Raw genomic sequence first — 19,422 nt, 5'->3', positions numbered from 1 at the left:
AATCAAAACAAATGTTCTTTTTTGCTTGCAAAATGATACTATATGTGCTAATATCTAAATATGAGTAAAGTTGAACAAAAGTTAAATTCTGTCTTTAATTACGTGCGTGATTTTATACAGACAAACAGTTATCCCCCCACCGTAAGAGAAATTTGCGCCGGCCTTGACATTAGCTCTACGTCGATGGTTTATTCTTATATCGACAAATTAGTTAAACTTGGCAAGCTAGAAAAACAAAATAACAAGAACCGTTCTATCGGGTTAGCAAACAAAGCCGATGGTCTATTTTTACCCCTTGTTGGCACAGTAAGCGCCGGAGCAGGAATACTAGCGGTCGAAAACATTGAAGGTTACTACAATCTTCCCAAACAGTTATTTAATCAAAATGATTTATTTTTATTGAGAGTAACTGGCAACAGTATGATTGAGGTAGGTATTTTTGACGGAGATTTAGTAGTTATTAAACAGCAAAACAACGCCGACAACAATCAAATTGTGCTTGCGATGTTTGATGACGTAGCTACGATTAAAAGATTTATTAGGCGTGGCGACAAGTTGTATCTCCACCCGGAGAACTCTAATCTTAAAGATATCGTCCTTGATTATCACAACAGCGATGTGCAAATTCTAGGGATTGTCGTAGGCTGTATTAAGAAGTTTTGAGCTAGGATATTGATATATATTTTAAATAATTATATTTTTAACTTTATCTAATTTAAAATGATGCTTATCACTTTTAGAAATTTAATCAAATTTTTTAAAAAAGGACTTTTGTTTAATTACAAAAGTCCTTTTAATTTATAAATAATCGTTAGTCATTATCTTTTTGTAATATTAAAGTTTACATATTAAATACAACTTAAATAATTAATATAACTTATATATTTAATATAACTCACCTACTTAATGTAATTTATCTAAAATATATCATTTTGATTATAAAGTTTTGAGGACTTCTTCTAGCGCAAGTATACCGTGTTCGAGGGTAAGTCCGCCCTGCATATAAACCACATAAGGCGGTTTAATTGGAGCGTCGCAACTTAGCTCAATTGATGCGCCTTGAATAAAACAACCAGCCGACATAATTACTTGGTCGGCGTAACCCGGCATTGCCCACGGCATTGGAGTAACAAAACTATCGATAGGCGAAATGCGTTGGATAGCTTGACAAAAAGAAATTAATTTATCTTTATTATTAAATTTAATTGAACAAACTATATCATAATTTATTTGATTTGGGCTAGGCAAAACCTCATAACCCAAATTTGATAAAACATAACTAAACAACTGAGTTATTTTCACTGCTTGCGCAACGACGTGTGGAGCAAGAAAAATACCTTGATAGAAATCTTTATAGCCATAGGCATAGCTACCGACTTCCTGCCCTATTCCGGAAGACGTTAGGCGATATGATATTCGTTTAATCAGTTCGTTTTTGCCTGCAATATATCCTCCGCTTGGGGCTAGCCCACCGCCAAAGTTCTTGATAAAAGAGCCAACAACTATATCTGCGCCGACATCGGTAGGTTCGAGTTCCTCGACAAATTCGCCATAACAGTTGTCAACCATTACGATAATATTTGGCGCAACCTTTCTAACTTTATTAACAATATCTTTTATTTTATCGTTTGAAATTGCCGAACGCATTTCGTAGCCACGAGAACGTTGAATATAAATAATTCGGGGCACAGACGTAGAGATATAATTAAGAATTTTATCGCTGTCAAAAGAGTCATTTAACAACGAAATTACTTCGTACTTTACGCCGATATCAGCAAGAGAATTGACGTCTTTACCTAAAACAACTTCTTGTAAAGTATCATAGACTTCACCGGTAATACTTAACATAACATCATTTTGTCTTAACAAGCCAAATAGAGCAACTGTGATTGCGTGAGTTCCGGAAGCAAGCAACGGACTAGCTATTGCGCTTTCAGCATTAAAAATACTTGCAACAAGATTACTCAAAGTATCCCTACCCGCATCATCATATCCGTAACCGCTAGTTCCCGAGAAATGTCTTAGCGCAACTTTATTTTGGCTAAAAGCTCTAAGCACCTTTGCTTGATTGTTTAATGCTATTTCGTCAATTTTAGCAAATTTGTCGCTTAGTTTTTCTAACGCATTTTTAATTAGTTTATTCATATTTTATCCTTTATATAGTATTATTACAGTAATAGTATCTTACAATATCGAATTTTATATAATACTATTATAGTAAGAGTATATTTTATCAATCAAAATTGTAATATCTAGGTTTGCATCTAACGTTATAACGTTATCAAACCGTTTAAAAAAAGTTATTTGTCGTTTAGCATAGTTGCGAGTACGCTGTTTGATAAGTTCGATTGTATCCTTCTTTGATATAGCCCCCTCTATATATTCAATAATTTCTTTATATCCAATAGCTTGTAGCGCTTGCAATTCTTTATTTCTATTGTAATAATTATAGATGCTTTCCACTTCTTCAACTAAGCCGTTCGCAATCATATTATCAACTCTACTATTAATTCTATCATAAAGTTTTGCTCTATCCATATCAAGCGTAAACATAATATAGGGATAATTTGTATTTTTATTGCGTGTTCTTGAAGACAGCCTTACCCCACTACTTGCGATTTCAATAGCTCGAATAACCCTAACAATATTGTTTTTGTGTATTAGTTTTGCCGACTCGGGGTCAACTTCTTCTAATTTAGCAAACAAGGCATCTTTACCAAAATTATTATAATATTCAAGAAGCTCTTCTCTAATTTGCGAGGAACTCTCATCAAACTTAAAATCAAGCGAGCGCAATAGACAATCGTAGTAAAATCCAGTACCGCCAACAAATAAAGGCACTTCGCCATAAGCGTTAGATTTAAACAGCTCTTCAACCTTTTCTTTATATAAAAAACTGTTAAATGTTTCATCTGGATTTACAATATCGATTAAGTGGTGTTTTACCGCTCTTTGCTCCTCTTTGCTAGGCTTTGCCGTTCCTATATCTAGCCCTCTATATATTTGCATAGAGTCGGCAGAAACAATGTCGCTATTTAGAGTTTTTGCCAGTTCTAAGGCAAGGGAACTTTTGCCAACAGCCGTTGCGCCGGCAATAATAAGTAAAGGTTTCATAAGCATTTATCCCCCAAAAACTTACGTTGAAAATCAAAAATGGTTAGAACAACGATTAATGGTTTACCATCGTAGGATATTGTTAGTTTATCACGGTCTAAATTTTTGACAAAAGATTTTAGTTCGCTAAGCGTAATGTTTTGGGTACATATTTGAAGATGTTTGCAAGCTAATGCATCAATAAAATTGGCAAATTCCTCATCATTAAGTTCTTCACGACGCTGTAATAATACTAATAATTCGGTGACAAATTTTTTATAATCAAGCGAACCGGCAAAAATGTCGGGTATCTTATTTAATCTATAATAGTAGTCGGTTAATGGCGCAAAAACAAAGCCTAACTTCGCAAGTAAAGGCATACGAAAATCTAAGTTATGCATATCAACTTTGTCAAGTCTAAATACGTAAGGTTCAACCATTGTGGTTGTTGCGATTATGTTCTTTTCAAATGAAAGCAGGTAGGTATCAAAATAATATTTTGCTCTCATGCCTATATAATCTAAACAATAGAAAAAATCATCTCTCTGCATAAGAATAAAGCGGTCAAAGACCATACCTAGAACTTTTGCATTTGCATAAGTATAGTAGGATTTTTTGCAAGTTTCCCTCTTGTATAGGTCGCTAAGAGCTTCGTTTAATTCGAATATTGTATGGTCACGCAAAAACCACGAGTTACTTGTATGTTCAAGTATATCTCCGCCGTTGTCATAGAATGTTTGCCCGTCATACCCTTTAATTTTAGGAAGAGTTGCTATCTTAGATTTCTTTAAACTATTAGTATATAGTTGATAGTGTTTATTGATATAGCAAGCTACGTAATCTACTCGTTGGTTCAATTTTTGATGCAAGTAGTAGTATTGAAGACACTTTGACACACAGGCTCTAACAGCTTTGTAGACATAATCGTCATCGCTAAATTCAATTTGCGACTTATCTCCAACAAGATTGAAGTTGACATCTTTGTATGGAATTGTAATGTTTAGAGAATAAATTGGAAATCTAGAAATCATATAATAGTGATTATATATGTTTTCAATAGCGCTTTGTACAACTGCGTTTACGCTTACCCTACCATTAATGGACGTTGTTTGTAATACCTTGGTATCGATTGAACAATTAGGTTTGCCAAAACAGCCTTCAACTGTAATACCAGTATAATACCATGTTGCATAGAAACAATCATTTTTGGCTTTTTCTCCCCAAACATCGCCAACGGCGTCAAGCATTTCGCTTGCTTTATGATGCAAATTATAGTTTCCTATCGTGAGAGAAAAGGTAATATTTGGTTTTGAAAGAATAATATTACCAACGATTTTAACAATGTCATTAATTAAAGTTTGCGAAGTCGTATCAATTTCATAAAATCCATATACTTTTATGGTTGTTCCACTGTCATATTTAATTTCATCAGTTACTATGTCTTTAATAGTATTTCGTAAACCCTTATAATATTTAAATACTATTGGTTTCATAGTAGATATTTTTGTAGTAATATCCATACTTGCAAATTCGCCGATACAAAAAAGAGATAAACCCCTAAATCCCAACAACTTATCACTACGGTCAAGTTTACTTGTGCAATTTGACTTAATAAGTAAATCAACGTCCTCAGCTTCTATTCCACAACCATTGTCGGCAACGGTAACGCTACTATAATCTTCGGGTATAGTTATAGTAATTTCAGTCGCCGAAGCATCAATACTATTTTCAATTAGTTCTCTAATTACCGAAGGAATATCTCTAACTATATTATTGGTATCAAGGAATATAGACTCTTTTAATTGCTTAATTTTCATAAAACCTTGTCAGCTCCTTTGCCCTTAAAATAATATCCTTAGCAATACCAGCTTGCGAAGCAATCTCAATGCCGTAACTTTTGTTAGAAATGCCTTCTGCTATATGGTATAAAAATTTAATATGTTCGTCCTTAATCTCTATTTTGCTTTGATAACATTTTACTAACTCATTAGTTTTATAACGTTCGACAAGTTTATGAAAATGAGTAGAAAAAATAGTCTTGGCTTTAATCGAGTAAGTAATATGTTCTAAAATTGCGTCGCTAATACTTAAACCGTCTTGCGTTGAAGTTTCTTTGCCTATCTCGTCTAACAATATCAAACTGTTATTTGTAGTGAGAGAGAGAATATTCTTAACTTCAAGCATCTCTACCATAAAAGTACTTTTGTTAAGCGAGATGTCGTCTATTGCCCCTACCCGTGTAAAAATTTTATCGGTTAATGGAATTTGCGCTTTTGTGCAAGGAACAAAACTACCGATATGTGCGAGCAAAACAATTATTGCATTTTGTCGAAGAAATGTGCTTTTACCCGCCATATTTGGACCTGTTACTATAATTGTGCGAGCTTGATTGATAATTAAGCTGTTTGGTACAAATTTTTCTATATTCCTTTCAACTACTGCGTGCCTTCCATCTACAATTATTAAGGGTTGATTAGGTTCAACAATATTAGGTAAGACGTAGTTATATATAACCGCAACAAACGCAAAACTATTAAGGCAGTCTATTGTCGCTACGCTAATTGCAATTTGCTGTAATATTGGTATGCGAGATTCAAATTCCGCTCTAAATTGAGCGAATAATTTTTGTTCTAAATCGCTTACCTTTTGAGTTAAATAGCGCAAGTTATGTTCTAGATTAATTGTATACTGCGTTACGTATCGATTGACGGCTGTCGTAGAGCTTTTTAATGAAAAATCTTCCGGAATATTGCTTTGTTTTTTGGGAATTTCAATATAGATACCATAATTTTTGTTGTCGCAAACTTTCAACGTCTTAATTTGAAGCGAAGTTTTAAGTTCGTCTTCATACTCGTGTAGCTGTTTATTTGCGAGGCTAAGTTCGTCGTAGGCTTGGTCGATATCTACATTATATCCTTTTGCAAAAGTATTCTCACTGCCAAAAATAAGTGAAAAGAATTTGTCTACTTCCTCGTAACCATGCAAAGTAGTAATAATATCTTTTATAATGTTAGAATTGCAATGATTAATATGCATTAACAAACTAGGCAAACATTTTAATGAATTTTTAATAGACAGACAGTCGTCAACACTAAAAGAATTGCAAGAAATTTTTGCAATCGCCCTTTGAATATCCGTTGTTTGCGTTAAGGTTTGTTTTAGTTGCTCTTGCAATTTTAGTTTAACTAATTCTTCTACGCCAAAAAGGCGATAATTTATTTGTTCAATATTTTGTAGCGGGCGTTCAATCCAGTCAACAAGCATTCTTGCGCCGGCATTAGTGCAGGTCATATCTAAACAATCAATCAAACTACCTTTCCGTCTACCATCTCTAAGCGTTAGAGATATTTCTAGATTGCGTCTTGTCACGCTGTCAAGGGACATATATGTCGAATTTGATTTGAAGTTTACCTTAGTAATATGGTTTAAATTGCATTTATGACTATTTATTAAATAACTTAATAGCGAACCACAGGCAATAAAGGCAAATTTGCGTCCATTTATCGAAAAATTAAATCTATCGCTATTGTAATTTTTATCAACAATTTCTTTTGCCGTTTTATAGTTATAAGCGTAGTCGTAATACGGAGTAATTTTACAAATTTGCTTGGATAGAATACAAGACAAACAATCGTTTAGCCGTAAAGAATAGCTATTGCTAATAATTTCATTTGGGGCAAAACTTACTAAAAGATTGTCAAGACTATCTAAATCATTAAGTTCGTAAGCATTAAATTCGCCAGTTGAAACGTCGCAAATTGCGCAACCCAAATTATTGTCATATAGATATATCGAAGCAATAAAATTATTTCTATCTTCAACAAGGTCGTTGATGTTTGTGCCTTTTGTAACAACTTTTACAACTTCTCGGCACGCTAGTTTGTCATTTATAGAAGGTGTTTGTTCGCATATAGCGACTTTATATCCGCAACTAACTAGTTTGTTTATATATTTTTGAGCCGAATGAAATGGAATTCCACACATAATAGTGCGAGTTTCTTCGCCTAAACTACGAGCGGTTAGAGTTAAATCTAGCAAATTGCTAGCAATCTCAGCGTCTTCCCTATACATTTCATAAAAGTCGCCTAATCTAAAAAATAAAATACAGTCAGGATATTGACCTTTAATGCTTAAATATTGCTCAAAAACGGCTGTCCCCATTGGCTTGCTCCTTTTAAACTTTTGATGCCACAACATTAATATACAACTTAAAGTATTGTTTTTTAGTATCTAAATATATTATTACTTTCAAGCTCTTTTTAATAAAGCTTTGATGGTGTTAAAATTACAAGTATTTATAAAACTTCCCTACTATATCAAGAAATTTTTAGTCTAAGGTTAATACAATAATAGTTAAATAACGTGTTTATATTTCGGTGAAATAAAATTAAACGATATGTCAATAATATTTGAGCAAAACATTATTGAAATATTAACATAACTATAATATTTCTCCCCAAAGCGTTGCAGATTGAGATTTTTTAATTTTGACTTTTATAAACTCCCCTATTAAATTGACCTTGCTTTTGACGTTTACAAGTTTTCCACAATCGGTACGCCCACAATAAGTATCTACAAACCTAGTGTTAGTGTCTTCGATTAGAACTTCATAGGTGTTTCCCTCATACGTTTTGCTAATCTCTTTGGTAATTTGATTTTGAGTTTCGATTAATCGCTTAATGCGGTCGGTCTTAATTGCTTGCGGAACTTGAACCATATCGTTTGCCAAAGTACCTTTACGCCTAGAATAAACAAAACAAAAACAAGAAGTCAATCTAACTTGTCTTACAAGGTCTAAGGTGTCGAGGAAGTCTTGTTCGGTTTCGCCCGGAAAGCCCACCATAATATCGCTAGACAAGCCCACGTTAGAAATAGTAGACTTAATAGAATTTACTAAGTCTATATAATGCTGTCTTGTGTAACGACGGTTCATTTTACGTAAAACTTCGTCACTGCCACTTTGGACGGGCAAATGCACAGAATGACAAATTTTTGGATATTTAGCTATTGTATCGATTACCTTTTGTGATAAATCTTTTGGGTGGGAAGTCATAAATCTTAAACGGAAATGTCCGTCTAGGGTTGCAATTTCTGCAAGTAAATCAGCAAAATTAGAACCGTCTTGCAAATCATTGCCATAGGAATTGACATTTTGACCTAGCAAAGTTATTTCTTTATACCCTTCGTCAATTAATTGTTTAACTTCATTTATAATATCTAATTTATTTCGGCTATGTTCTCTGCCACGAACATAAGGCACGATACAATACGAACAAAAATTATTGCAACCATAAATTATGTTTACCCAAGCGTTAGGATAACTTGTGCGAGAGGAATTCAATTCTGGGTGAGCCGAACATTCGTCAACGTCAATAATTTGTTTTTTTGGTTTTATAGCTAGTATCTTATCTTTAAGCAAGTGCAAATTTGTTGTGCCTATTACTATATCAACATAAGAAAATCTCTTTGCAACTAAACTAGCTACGCTGGTTTGTTGTGTCATACAACCAAAAATAACTATAATTAATTTGGGATTGAGCTGTTTAAGTCGTTTGAGTTCGCCTATGTGACCCTTTATTTTTGATTCAGCCGTTTCCCTAATGCAACAAGTATTAAAGGCAATAATATCGGCTAGTTCGATATCATTAGTTGAAATATATCCCAAATCTTCTAATATTTTCGCAACCTTTTCGGATTCGTGTATATTCATTTGACAGCCATAAGTTTTGATAAAATAGTTCATAAATAACGTCCTTTGCAAGTCTTTTAAAGATTATAACTTTATTTGTCATTTTTTACAAGAGAAAACAAATAATTTACGCTTAAAAGTAGATAATAAATTTGATATGAAGAAGAAAAAAGCAAAAATAATTTTAATTACCCTATCGGCAATACTAATTGTATGTTTACTTGCAATAGTTGTAAGCATTATTTGTGTTGTGGGCAATAAAGAATATGTCAAATTTGATGAAAACAAATTAATAAACGCATCAAAAAGTTTGGTTATTGTCGATAATTCAAATAGTAAAATTAACAATCCTACAAATTCGGGTAAAAAGTATGTGGTATTAACCGAACTTGAAGATTATACAAAAAATGCTTTTATCAGTATCGAAGATAAACGATTTTATTCCCATAATGGAATTGATACAAAAAGTATTTTAAGAGCTTTTTTAAATAATCTTATTTCATTTTCATTCAAAGAAGGCGGTTCGACAATAAGCCAACAACTTATTAAAAATAGCCATTTGTCAAATACTAAAACTATAAAGCGAAAAATTAATGAAGTTCTGTTGTCGCTACAACTTGAAAAGCATTATTCGAAGAATGAAATCCTTGAACTGTATTTAAATTCAATATATTTCGGTAAAAACGCCTATGGTATTGAACGAGCTAGCAAATTATATTTTAATGTTCCGTCTAATAAACTAACATTGTCGCAAAGCGCAACGCTTGCGGGAATTATTAAAGCGCCAAACCAATATTCTCCCCTAGTTGACAAAGAGAAATGTATTAATAGAAGAAACACAGTCCTTGCGACTATGCTAGAAAACAAATATATCGACAAAGAACAGTATCAAAACGCATTAGAAGAAAACATCGAAGTCGCTACCATTACAAATAATGATTGCTATGATTGTTATGTTGACGGAGTAATCAAACAAGCTTGCGATTTACTCAATATGACGCCGACTCAGTTAGAAAACTCCGAACTTTTAATACAAACTTATCTTGACGAAAAAATTAGTAAAGACCTTGCCGATACGATAGAAAAAGATGAAGAAAAAGATATTCACGGACAAGAAATATCTAAGTCAGCAATGTTACTTGACAATAAAACAAGAGGAATAATAGGATATTTTTCAAATAACGAAGACTTTCTATATGCTCGTAAACAAATCGGCTCGGTAGCAAAACCGCTTGCTGTATACGCTCCGGCGCTAGACTTAAATGAAATTAGCCCAAAGTCGCCAATTCTTGACGAACCTACCAATTTTAACGGTTACAAACCAAACAACTACGCAAATATGTATTACGGCTGGACAACTGTTGACAAAGCAATAGAAAAAAGTCTTAATATACCAGCAATAAAAATATTAAACACAATAGGCACTCAAAAAAGTCGAGAATATCTACGTAAAAACGGCATTAAAACTACTAAGCAAGATGATAATTTAACTCTTGCGTTAGGCTGTATAAGTCAAGGCGTAAATATTATAGAACTTACGCAATCTTATGCAACTTTTGCTAACGATGGCGAATTTAGTAACGCCAGTTTTATTAAGTCAATCAGCAATAAACAAGGTATAATTTATACGCATACTCCAAGCGTAAAAAAAGTATTTAATGCCGAAACAGCTTTTCTTATGACAAATATGCTATGCGACGTTGCAAAATATGGAACGGCAAAAAAAATAAATCAACCTTATCAAGTAGCTTGCAAGACAGGCACGGTAAGCGGAAACGACAACGCAAATAGTCAAGCTATCCTTTGCGGATATACGACACAACATACTTTTACGGTTTGGCTTAGCAAGGAAAATTTGCTGACAAATCAAACAATGGGCAGTAATCAGCCCACCTTAATCGCTAAAAAAATTCTAAATAAAATATACAATGACGCTCCGCAAAATTTTGAAATTCCTCAAAATATTCAGGAAGTAACAATCGACCTTGACGAATTATATAAAAAACACAGGCTAATTCAAGCTCACAATTTATTAGACCCAAAAAAGACTGTTAAAGTATTTTTCTCAAATAAGAATTTGCCGGATAAACCCAACTACTTGCAAGAAAAGAAAAATTTGATTAAAGCTGTATACGATGGTAAAAATGTTACAATAACTACCGAAAGCGAAAATTGTTACTTATATAGAGTTTGCGAAGAAAACAAAGAGCTATTGAGCCAAGATTGCGGTAGAACGTTCGTTGACAGAAATATCGAATGTAACAAAACATATACCTATATACTGTGCGACGTATTCGATTGCCAAAAGGCAAACGTGACAATAAGCATACCGGCAAACCAAAAACAAAAACAAGAAAAGAATAAAGTCTTAGACAAAATTCTAAATAGTTGGTATTTATAGCATACTATTACACAAATAGTATGCTATAAAATGCTATTTTATAGAGTAAAAGTAGTAAATATTACATAGATTAAAGGTTTTAGAAGGTAATTGTCTCTATCGTAGTTAAAGCAGAATTTACAAGAGTTTCTATATCTAAGGCTTCTTCGAAATGTTCAACCATCTTTAATTTAGGGTGGATACTTGGACTTTTTGGTAAAAATGCAGTGCAACAATCTTCAAAAGGCTTAATTGAAGTTTCAAAAGTATTAATTTTTTTGGCTATTTCTACAATTTCGTCTTTATCAAAGCCTATTAAAGGTCTAAGTATTGGGATAGTGGTGACTGAGCTAGTGCTTGTAAGCCCTTCGATTGTTTGGCTAGCCACTTGACCTAGACTCTCGCCAGTAATTATGGCTTGCGCATTATGCTGTTTGACAAGTCTTTCGGCTATACGCATCATAAAACGTCTAAGCAAAGTTATCATAAATTCTTCGGGGCAAAGCTCGTGTATTTTGGTTTGAATTTCTGCAACGTTTACTACGTCTATGGTTAAATTAATCGTATATTCTTTTAAAATTTTTGCAAGTTCATAGACTTTTTCTTTGGCTTGTAGGCTTGTAAACGGATAGCTGTGGAAGTGTAAAGCTCGTATGCTCATTCCCCTCTTAGCCATCATAAAACCTGCCACGGGGCTATCTATGCCCCCAGAAAGCAATAGAATTCCCTTACCGCTCGTACCTACGGGCATTCCATTGACGCAACGCATGGTATTTGAATAAACTAAGGTTTGCCCGCCTTCCCTAACGTCAATGTTAATAGACCAATCGGGAGCGTGGATATCGACGCTAATGTTTGGATTTGCGTCTAACAATCGTCCGCCTATTTCGCAACTAATTTCCATTGAATTTAATGGAAAAGTTTTGTCGGCTCGATTAGTTATAATTTTAAATGTTCCGCTTGACTTTGCGACTTGCATACAAGCCTTAGTTATATCGTCAAGATTAGTTGGCGTAACGTTAGCTACGCTTAACGAGTTGATACCAAATACATTTTTAAGTCTTGCAACGATTTGCTCTTGCTTAGTTGATTCGAAACCCGAAACAATGTAGCGTGTTGAAAGCCTTGATAGCTGACAATTAAAGTCTTGTAACGCAACTTTGATATTGCGAACTAACGCATTTTCAAAATATCCTCGATTTCTACCCTTTAAGTGAATTTCCGAATATCTAATTACAATTACTTGCATATTTTTATCCCCTTCATTTTTCTTAGCAAGATTATACTTTCTTGCAATTTGTTTGCTAAAAATTTTACCTCGTTTAAGGTGTTTTCGGCAGAAAAGCTAATTCTAACTACTCCGCTTAAATATTCTTTTTCTAACCCTATTGATTGCATAACACGACTTTTCTTTTTAGAGTTGCAAGCCGAGCCTAACCCGACAATGATGTCAAATTGTTCAAGCATATTAAGCAAAATTTGAGATTGCAAATTTTTAACGGCAAAAGAATATATACCAAAACAATTATTAAGGCAAAAACGTTTGCAATCGCCCACCTCTTGTAGAGCATCGTCCAAAACTTGATTAAATAGCTTATATTTATTAATTGTTTCTTCTAAATTAGAAGTTGCAAGTTCTATTGCCTTAGTTATCGCCATTATTCCCGAAACATTTTCCGTACCCGAACGTAAATTGTCTTGTTGACCGCCTCCAAAAATAGTCGGGTTAAGGCTAACATTTTTGTATAATAACACGCCTATACCTTTTGGGGCGTGAATTTTGTGTCCGGAAATTGTATATAAGTCAACGTTTAAATTCGATAAACTAACTTTTACTTTGCCAACGGCTTGTATTCCGTCGCTCATAACAATAACACTAGGATTAATGCCTTTGGCAATTTTGCTAATAGTTGCGACATCATTTATCGCCCCAGTTTCATTATTTACCTGCATAACGCTTACAAGCAAGGTTTGTTGGTCGATTAAACTTGCAAGATGTTTGGCGTCTACGCTACCGTCGGCATTAAGGTTGCACGTTCTTATTTCGTAACCCTTGCTCGCAAGAACGTTAAAACAGTTAAAAACTGCCGAATGTTCCCCCAAAGAAACAACTACGTTGCCTTTTTTTTGATGTAAACACCCAAAAATTGCAAGGTTATCAGCTTCCGTACCGCCGGAAGTAAATATAACCTTGCAACTTGTGGCGTCAAGACAAGAACAAATACGAACTTTGGCTTGTTCGATTTGTTTAGTAATATCTAGCGAAAACTTATGAAGCGAGGAAGGGTTGAAATACAGCTCTTTATTATATTTTTCTATTATTTCTTGAACTTCTTGGGATACCGCTGTGGTTGCAGAATTATCAAAATAATACATTATTTAAGTTTGACGATTGTTACGCCGTCTTCTCCTTCGCCATATACCCCTAGCCTAAATTCTTTAACTAGGTGATGTTTAGCTAAATGCGTGTGTAGTCCGCTTCTTAGCCTGCCTGTGCCTTTGCCGTGAACAACTCTTACTTCGCTAAGCCCCGAAAGCGCAGCTTGGTCTAAAAATGCGTCTACGTTTTCTATGGCTTCGGCTACGGTTTGCCCCAACAAATTTATCTCGCTTTTTCCGCTTTCAGCTCTAATTTGAGTGTGAAAAGAAGTATTTATTTCACGTTTTGTCTTTACAGAATGGTTTTCGTACAAATCGCCCACGTCTACTTTTGTAGAGAAACTACCGCAACGCACCATAACTTTGCCTTTCTTTTCAATAGAAATAACTTTGCCGACAGAATTAAGTTGCTTTACAAACACTTCAAGCCCCAGCGTTAATTGATTAGGATTAATTTTGTCGCCTACGAAAAAGTCTTGCTCTTGTTCGCTTGTTTGATAAGAAATGCTACCTATTTGTTTTGCGACCGAACGAGCCTTAAACAAAGTCGCTTCGTCATACTCGGCAGAATTAATTATGCCTTTGAGCTGTTCTATCAACTCGTTAGCTTGTTCTTGCGCCTCTCTAACGGCTTGTCTAATATCTAACTGCGTTTTTTTAAGTAGTTTATCACGCTCTTCAAGCAAAATTTGATTTTGACTTTGCGCCTTTTTAAGTTGAACCGAAAGTTCTTTTTTAGTTGATAAAATATCTTCTCGGTCAGTTTCGTTTGCTTGTCTAACTTCTTCGGCTCGTCTCAAAACTTGTTCGAACGTGACTTTTTCTTTGGATAATTTACTCTTTGCATTTGTAATTATTTCTTGACTTAAACCTAATCTACTTGCTATTTCAATAGCGTTTGAACTGCCGGGAAGTCCTAGCACAAGTTTATAGGTGGGAGCAAAAGTTTCGGGGTTAAATTCCATACAAGCGTTCTCAATGCCCTGCGTAATTAATGAAAATTCTTTTAACTGCCCATAGTGCGTGGTCAGCACAGCCTTGCATTTGACTTGTAAGAGGAATTGCGTAATAGCTAAGGCTAATGCCGCCCCCTCGTTTGGCTCAGTTCCTGCGCCTAGTTCGTCAAGTAAAACAAGACAATTTGAAGTCATATTTTCGGTTATATATTTGATATTTGCAATGTGGCTTGAAAAAGTGCTAAGACTTTGTTCAATACTTTGCTCGTCGCCGATATCGCAAAATATATCGTCAAAACAAGCGATTTCGCTGTCCTCTTGGGTGGGAATAAATAGTCCGCTATAAGCCATCAAACACATCAACCCTACGGTTTTTAGCGTAACTGTTTTACCTCCGGTATTAGGCCCGGTGATTACTACTACATTAAATTTGTCGCCTAAGTTTATGGTTATGGGAACGGCATTACCATCTAATAGCGGGTGACGAGCCTTAATTAAATTAATATATCCCCTATTATTTATTTTAGGTAGAGTAGACTTATTGTCTACCGAATAATTTGCTCTTGCAAATATTATATCAAGATTAGATATAATTTCTTGGTTGCTTGCAAGCCCGGAAACAATGTCGCAAATCGTGTGAGTAAATTCGATAAGAATACGTTCAATTTCGGCGCTTTCTTCCATTTCTAATTGCTTTAAATCATTATTTAAGTTTACAATCGCAAGAGGTTCAATAAATACCGTCGAACCCGATGCGGATTGGTCGTGAATTAGTCCTTTTACAAAGCCTTTATATTCTTGTTTAATTGGTATTACATATCTACCCGAACGCTGAGTAACTATTGTGTCCTGCATATATACCGATAAATCTTTGGAACGTGTGTAACTATTAAGTTTTTCACGAATTTCAATATTTACTCGTTTCATTTTACGGCGAATAGTCGCAAGCAACAAGCTTGCTTGGTCGGCAACTTCTTCGGCGGAAATAAAACAAGTTTCTATTAATTCTTCAAGCCCCTTATTAAAGTATAGTCTAGTTGCCATATCTACAAGAAGTTGTACCTTAGGACTTGCATAGTTTGTAATGCTTTCACGAAGCAACCTTGAAATGCGTAGCAACCTACCTATTGAAAGAATTTCTCTTATAGATAGAGTTGAACAAATTCTTGCCCGTTCAAGCGCAGGCGTGACAATGTCAAAAGTAAAGTCGGGAGAAATTGCAGAATTAACATATTCTACGGCTTCTTGGGTTTGTGTAAGCAACAAGTTGACGGTAGATATATCACAAGTCGGCAAAAACTGACTTAACTTTTGTTTTGCAAGTTCGCTACGTGTTTTGAGCGCAACCTGCGACATTATTGTTTGATATTCTAGTTTTATTAAAGTTTTATTATTAATCATTACTACCTTAGCGTCGCGCCTACCTTATCTTTTAAGATAGACAGACATTTGTTTATTTCGTGTTCTATATCGCTCTCTTGCAAGGTCTTTTCGCCCCTAAATTTAACCGATAAAGCCACGCTCTTTTTTCCTTTCTCAATTTGAGCGCCCTTGTATACGTCAAAAACATTTACGCTTTCGCAATGTTTACAACTATTTTTAATTATGTCAATAATTTCTTTTGCAGTAACTTTTTCTTCGACAACAAGAGCAAAATCTCTATCTATGGCAGGAAATTTTGAAATAGTGCGATATTTTATAGCAGTTGAGTAAAAGTTTAAAATATTAGTAATATTTAAATTTGCTATCGCTACTTCTTTTAAATCAAAATTATCTAGCACTGTTGGGTGAACTTGCCCGCAATAAGCAAGCAATATGTCGTCATAATAAACTTCGCAAGAAATATTAGGGTGCAAGTGTTCGACTTTACTAGCTTTTAATACAAGCTTGTCGATATCTACGCCTAGACTTGCTAGTATTTCTAAGCAAATATCTTTAACAACATAAAAACCGTCATTTGCAGTTACCGCAAAACAAAGTTGTTTAATCTCGTAAGGCAATTCTTCAAGTGGCAACGACTTTGGAATATAAACTTTGCCATACTCAAATAACGACAAATCAAAGTTGCCCTTTAAAGCGTTGGTAGAAAAAATATCTAACATATTAGCGTCTAATGTTGACCGCATAATGCTAAACTCCTCGCCTAAGGGATTTATTATACGGATATTCTTGGTTAAATCTGCATTTTTGGTAAGCGACAACTTGTCAAACAGCTGTTTACCGCCAAAAGAATAAGTTATAGTTTCGTTAAACCCTAATCCTATGAGAATATTTTTAATTTTGTCAGCTACTACTCTATCGGTGGTTTTGCCCCCAAAAGTAATATTTGTGCCGTTGAGCAAAGTTGAGGTAAGTTTGTCGTAACCATAGAGTCTAATTACGTCCTCGATAATATCGCAAGGCAAAGAAACGTCTTGCCTATACTCGGGAATTAAACAGTCTACAACGCCATTTACGATAGTGGTAGAAATATTTAATCTATTGAGAATATCAATAATTGCTTCTTGCGGAATAATAATACCAAGTATGCGTTCAAATTCGTCATAATTAAAGGTTAATTTGCGTTTAGTAGAATAATTACCAATGTGAACTTGCCCTTTTACAATTTTACCGCAGTTAAGCTGTTCTATTAAATGTAGCGCTCGATTAGTCGCAAGTAATGAGGTAAAGTCGTCAATGCCTTTTTCATATCTTGCCGAAGAATCAGAGTGAATACCTAACATCTTACTATTTTTTCTTATGTTTTCCTTAGAAAAAACGACTGACTCAAATGCAACCCTGGCAGTTGTAGGTTTAATACCGCTATTTGCTCCGCCCATAATACCGGCAAGTCCTATTGCTCGATTTTTGTCGGCGATTACCAAACATTCTTTTGTCAATGCATATTCTTTATTATCTAGCGGAATTATCTTTTCGCCTTCGTTTGCCCTTCTTACTATAATTGTGTGGTCGGTCAAGTCGGCATAGTCAAATGCGTGCATAGGCTGACCTAATTCCATTAAAACATAGTTGGTAATGTCAACATAATTGTTTATACTTCTAAGTCCAAGCGCAAATAATCTACGTGTAAGCCACATTGGAGAAGGCTCAATTATGCAGTTATCCACAACCGACAATGTATAATTTGGACATAATTCGGGGCTTTGAACTTTTACATCGACGTATTCGCAAGCGCATTTATCAATTGAGGGAGTAAACGAAACATCAATAGGTTTTAAAGGCTTATTTAATATAACAGCGATTTCTCTTGCAATGCCATAAATAGAACCGCAATCGGGTCTGTTAGGCGTTATGGAAATGTCTAATAAGTAGTCGTCAAGTCCCAAGACTTTTACAATGTCTTGACCTATTTGCTCGTCTTTATTTAGTTGAGCTATGCCGTCAAACTCAGCGTTAGGATAGACAGAATTGTTTATACACATTTCTTCCCCACCACAAAGCATACCGCAAGATTCGACTCCACGAAGTTTACCCTTAGTAATATGCTTGCCACAAGGCAAAGTCGAGTTATGTTTTGCAACCGGAACAACGTCGCCAACTTGAACGTTAGTTGCGCCAGTTACTATTTGAAGAATTTCGTCCCCTACGTCTAACTCGCAAATTTGTAGTTTATCGGCGTCGGGGTGCTTGCTAATTTTAGTAATTTTACCTACTACAACATTACTAAATCCTTCGCCTAAATATTTAACTTCTTCGACTTCAAAACCTGCGTTTACAAGGCGAGCGCAAAGTTCTTCTACCGAAACATCTATATCGCAGTAATCTCTTAACCAATTAAGCGTTGTTTTCATAAATTTTCCTCCCTTTAACCCTTAAACTGTTTCAAAAATCTAATATCATTTTCAAAAAACAGTCTAATATCGGTAACACCGTATTTTATAATAGCCATTCTTTCAATACCTAGCCCAAAAGCGTAAGCCGAGTATTTGGTAGAATCTATTCCGCAATTTTCAAGTACGTTTGGGTGAACCATACCTGCGCCAAGCACTTCTACCCAGCCAGTCCCCTTGCAAAGACTACAACCCTTGCCATTACAAGACGAACAAGATAAATCGACTTCTACGCTTGGCTCGGTAAAAGGAAAGTACGACGGGCGAAAACGCACCTTAGTGTCCTTGCTAAATAGTTTTTTGGCGACATATTCCAAAGTGCCTAGCAAGTCGCTAAGAGTTAGATGTTCGTCAACTACAAGTCCCTCTATTTGGTGAAACATCGGGGAATGCGAAGAATCTGAGTCCGCACGATAAGTCTTACCCGGGCAAAGCATCTTAATAGGCGGTTTGGTTACTTCCATAACACGTACTTGGTTAGGCGAAGTATGCGTGCGCAAGAGATAATTAGCAGTAAAGTAAAACGTATCTTGCATATCACGAGCAGGGTGGTCGGCAGGAACATTTAATGCTAGGAAATTATAATAATCGGTTTCTATCTCAGGACCTTCTAAAACTTTAAACCCTAGTCCTGTAAACAAATCAATAATCTCATTTTCAACCTTGTTTATAGGGTGAAGCGTGCCTAATCTAGAAATATTTTTTGTTAGCGTTATATCACAAGAATTGTTCGCAATGGCTTGTTGCAATTCGGCTTGTTTAAGTTCTTGTTCCTTATCGTTAAATAATTGTTCTAGTTTAACCCTAGCAAGATTGACAAGAGAACCTATTTGAGGTCGTTCCTCTTGCGAAATGTCTTTCATTCCACGTAAGATAGTCGTAAGTTGACCGTTTTTACCTAAAAAAAGTACCTTAATGTCTTTAAGCGTTGAAGAATTTGCCTCATTAATTTGTTGAATACAACTTTCTACAAGCGCTTCAATTTTTTCTTTCATATACTTCTCCTTATTAAAAAACCCTAACAAGCAAATAATGCCGTTAGGGTGATTATTAATCACTGTACCACCTAAGTTCGTTTTTTAAAAAAACCTCATA

At 34.9% G+C, this 19,422-nt stretch carries 12 protein-coding genes and 1 other annotated feature (1 of these 13 only partly in view); of the genes, 2 read left to right on the top strand and 10 right to left on the bottom strand.

What is annotated here, in order from left to right:
* Positions 1 to 60: 60 nt before the first annotated feature.
* Complete coding sequence (lexA, locus tag RR062_00815; protein ID MEG2026263.1) at positions 61 to 663, top strand: transcriptional repressor LexA; 603 nt, start codon at positions 61 to 63, stop codon at positions 661 to 663.
* Between the two features lie 273 nt (positions 664 to 936).
* On the opposite strand, the gene RR062_00810 is transcribed toward lexA, so the two are convergent.
* The 5 genes from RR062_00810 to miaB form a co-directional block, all read right to left on the bottom strand.
* Entirely contained in the window at positions 937 to 2,145 is a 1,209-nt protein-coding gene (locus RR062_00810) for a methionine gamma-lyase family protein (protein MEG2026262.1), read from the bottom strand.
* Positions 2,146 to 2,199: 54 nt separating this feature from the next.
* On the bottom strand, positions 2,200 to 3,114 hold the full coding sequence (miaA, locus tag RR062_00805) for a tRNA (adenosine(37)-N6)-dimethylallyltransferase MiaA (protein MEG2026261.1): 915 nt from the start codon (positions 3,112 to 3,114) through the stop codon (positions 2,200 to 2,202).
* The gene (gene mutL, locus RR062_00800; GenBank protein MEG2026260.1) at positions 3,111 to 4,910 is read right to left on the bottom strand and encodes a DNA mismatch repair endonuclease MutL; all 1,800 of its coding nucleotides are present in this window, start codon (positions 4,908 to 4,910) and stop codon (positions 3,111 to 3,113) included. Before mutL ends, miaA begins: the two co-directional genes overlap by 4 nt.
* The gene (gene mutS / locus RR062_00795) at positions 4,900 to 7,254 is read right to left on the bottom strand and encodes a DNA mismatch repair protein MutS (protein MEG2026259.1); all 2,355 of its coding nucleotides are present in this window, start codon (positions 7,252 to 7,254) and stop codon (positions 4,900 to 4,902) included. Before mutS ends, mutL begins: the two co-directional genes overlap by 11 nt.
* Before the next feature lie 280 nt (positions 7,255 to 7,534).
* A complete protein-coding gene (gene miaB / locus RR062_00790) occupies positions 7,535 to 8,836 on the bottom strand; it encodes a tRNA (N6-isopentenyl adenosine(37)-C2)-methylthiotransferase MiaB (protein ID MEG2026258.1) in 1,302 nt (433 codons plus the stop codon).
* A gap of 103 nt (positions 8,837 to 8,939) precedes the next feature.
* On the opposite strand from miaB, the gene RR062_00785 reads away from it, so the two are divergent.
* Positions 8,940 to 11,183, top strand: a complete 2,244-nt coding sequence (locus RR062_00785; protein ID MEG2026257.1) for a transglycosylase domain-containing protein — start codon at positions 8,940 to 8,942, stop codon at positions 11,181 to 11,183.
* Between the two features lie 79 nt (positions 11,184 to 11,262).
* On the opposite strand, the gene thiI is transcribed toward RR062_00785, so the two are convergent.
* The 5 genes from thiI to pheS are packed head-to-tail and all read right to left on the bottom strand — an operon-like array spanning position 11,263 to position 19,322.
* Positions 11,263 to 12,411 (bottom strand): tRNA uracil 4-sulfurtransferase ThiI, encoded by a 1,149-nt coding sequence (gene thiI / locus RR062_00780; GenBank protein ID MEG2026256.1) that lies wholly within the window; start codon positions 12,409 to 12,411, stop codon positions 11,263 to 11,265.
* The gene (locus RR062_00775) at positions 12,402 to 13,538 is read right to left on the bottom strand and encodes a cysteine desulfurase family protein (protein MEG2026255.1); all 1,137 of its coding nucleotides are present in this window, start codon (positions 13,536 to 13,538) and stop codon (positions 12,402 to 12,404) included. Before RR062_00775 ends, thiI begins: the two co-directional genes overlap by 10 nt.
* A complete protein-coding gene (locus RR062_00770) occupies positions 13,538 to 15,898 on the bottom strand; it encodes an endonuclease MutS2 (GenBank protein ID MEG2026254.1) in 2,361 nt (786 codons plus the stop codon). Before RR062_00770 ends, RR062_00775 begins: the two co-directional genes overlap by 1 nt.
* Positions 15,899 to 15,900: 2 nt before the next feature.
* Positions 15,901 to 18,288, bottom strand: coding sequence for a phenylalanine--tRNA ligase subunit beta (pheT, locus tag RR062_00765; GenBank protein MEG2026253.1), 2,388 nt, complete (start codon positions 18,286 to 18,288; stop codon positions 15,901 to 15,903).
* Positions 18,289 to 18,302: 14 nt separating this feature from the next.
* Positions 18,303 to 19,322, bottom strand: a complete 1,020-nt coding sequence (gene pheS / locus RR062_00760) for a phenylalanine--tRNA ligase subunit alpha (protein MEG2026252.1) — start codon at positions 19,320 to 19,322, stop codon at positions 18,303 to 18,305.
* A gap of 41 nt (positions 19,323 to 19,363) precedes the next feature.
* Positions 19,364 to 19,422 (bottom strand) — a binding site (T-box leader) (it continues 162 nt past the right edge of the window).

It is taken from the genome of Clostridia bacterium (assembly GCA_036654455.1).
In the GTDB taxonomy this organism is placed as follows: Bacteria; Bacillota; Clostridia; order Christensenellales; family CAG-314; genus JAVVRZ01.
Note: the sequence above shows the minus strand (reverse complement) of the source record. Positions and strands in the feature narration are given on the sequence as shown.

What these genes read in the sequence shown, in the direction of transcription:
- lexA (MEG2026263.1), top strand. Translation starts at nt 61, where the DNA reads ATGAGTAAAGTTGAACAAAAGTTAAATTCTGTCTTTAATTACGTGCGT.
- RR062_00810 (MEG2026262.1), bottom strand. Translation starts at nt 2,145, where the DNA reads ATGAATAAACTAATTAAAAATGCGTTAGAAAAACTAAGCGACAAATTT.
- miaA (MEG2026261.1), bottom strand. Translation starts at nt 3,114, where the DNA reads ATGAAACCTTTACTTATTATTGCCGGCGCAACGGCTGTTGGCAAAAGT.
- mutL (MEG2026260.1), bottom strand. Translation starts at nt 4,910, where the DNA reads ATGAAAATTAAGCAATTAAAAGAGTCTATATTCCTTGATACCAATAAT.
- mutS (MEG2026259.1), bottom strand. Translation starts at nt 7,254, where the DNA reads ATGGGGACAGCCGTTTTTGAGCAATATTTAAGCATTAAAGGTCAATAT.
- miaB (MEG2026258.1), bottom strand. Translation starts at nt 8,836, where the DNA reads ATGAACTATTTTATCAAAACTTATGGCTGTCAAATGAATATACACGAA.
- RR062_00785 (MEG2026257.1), top strand. Translation starts at nt 8,940, where the DNA reads ATGAAGAAGAAAAAAGCAAAAATAATTTTAATTACCCTATCGGCAATA.
- thiI (MEG2026256.1), bottom strand. Translation starts at nt 12,411, where the DNA reads ATGCAAGTAATTGTAATTAGATATTCGGAAATTCACTTAAAGGGTAGA.
- RR062_00775 (MEG2026255.1), bottom strand. Translation starts at nt 13,538, where the DNA reads ATGTATTATTTTGATAATTCTGCAACCACAGCGGTATCCCAAGAAGTT.
- RR062_00770 (MEG2026254.1), bottom strand. Translation starts at nt 15,898, where the DNA reads ATGATTAATAATAAAACTTTAATAAAACTAGAATATCAAACAATAATG.
- pheT (MEG2026253.1), bottom strand. Translation starts at nt 18,288, where the DNA reads ATGAAAACAACGCTTAATTGGTTAAGAGATTACTGCGATATAGATGTT.
- pheS (MEG2026252.1), bottom strand. Translation starts at nt 19,322, where the DNA reads ATGAAAGAAAAAATTGAAGCGCTTGTAGAAAGTTGTATTCAACAAATT.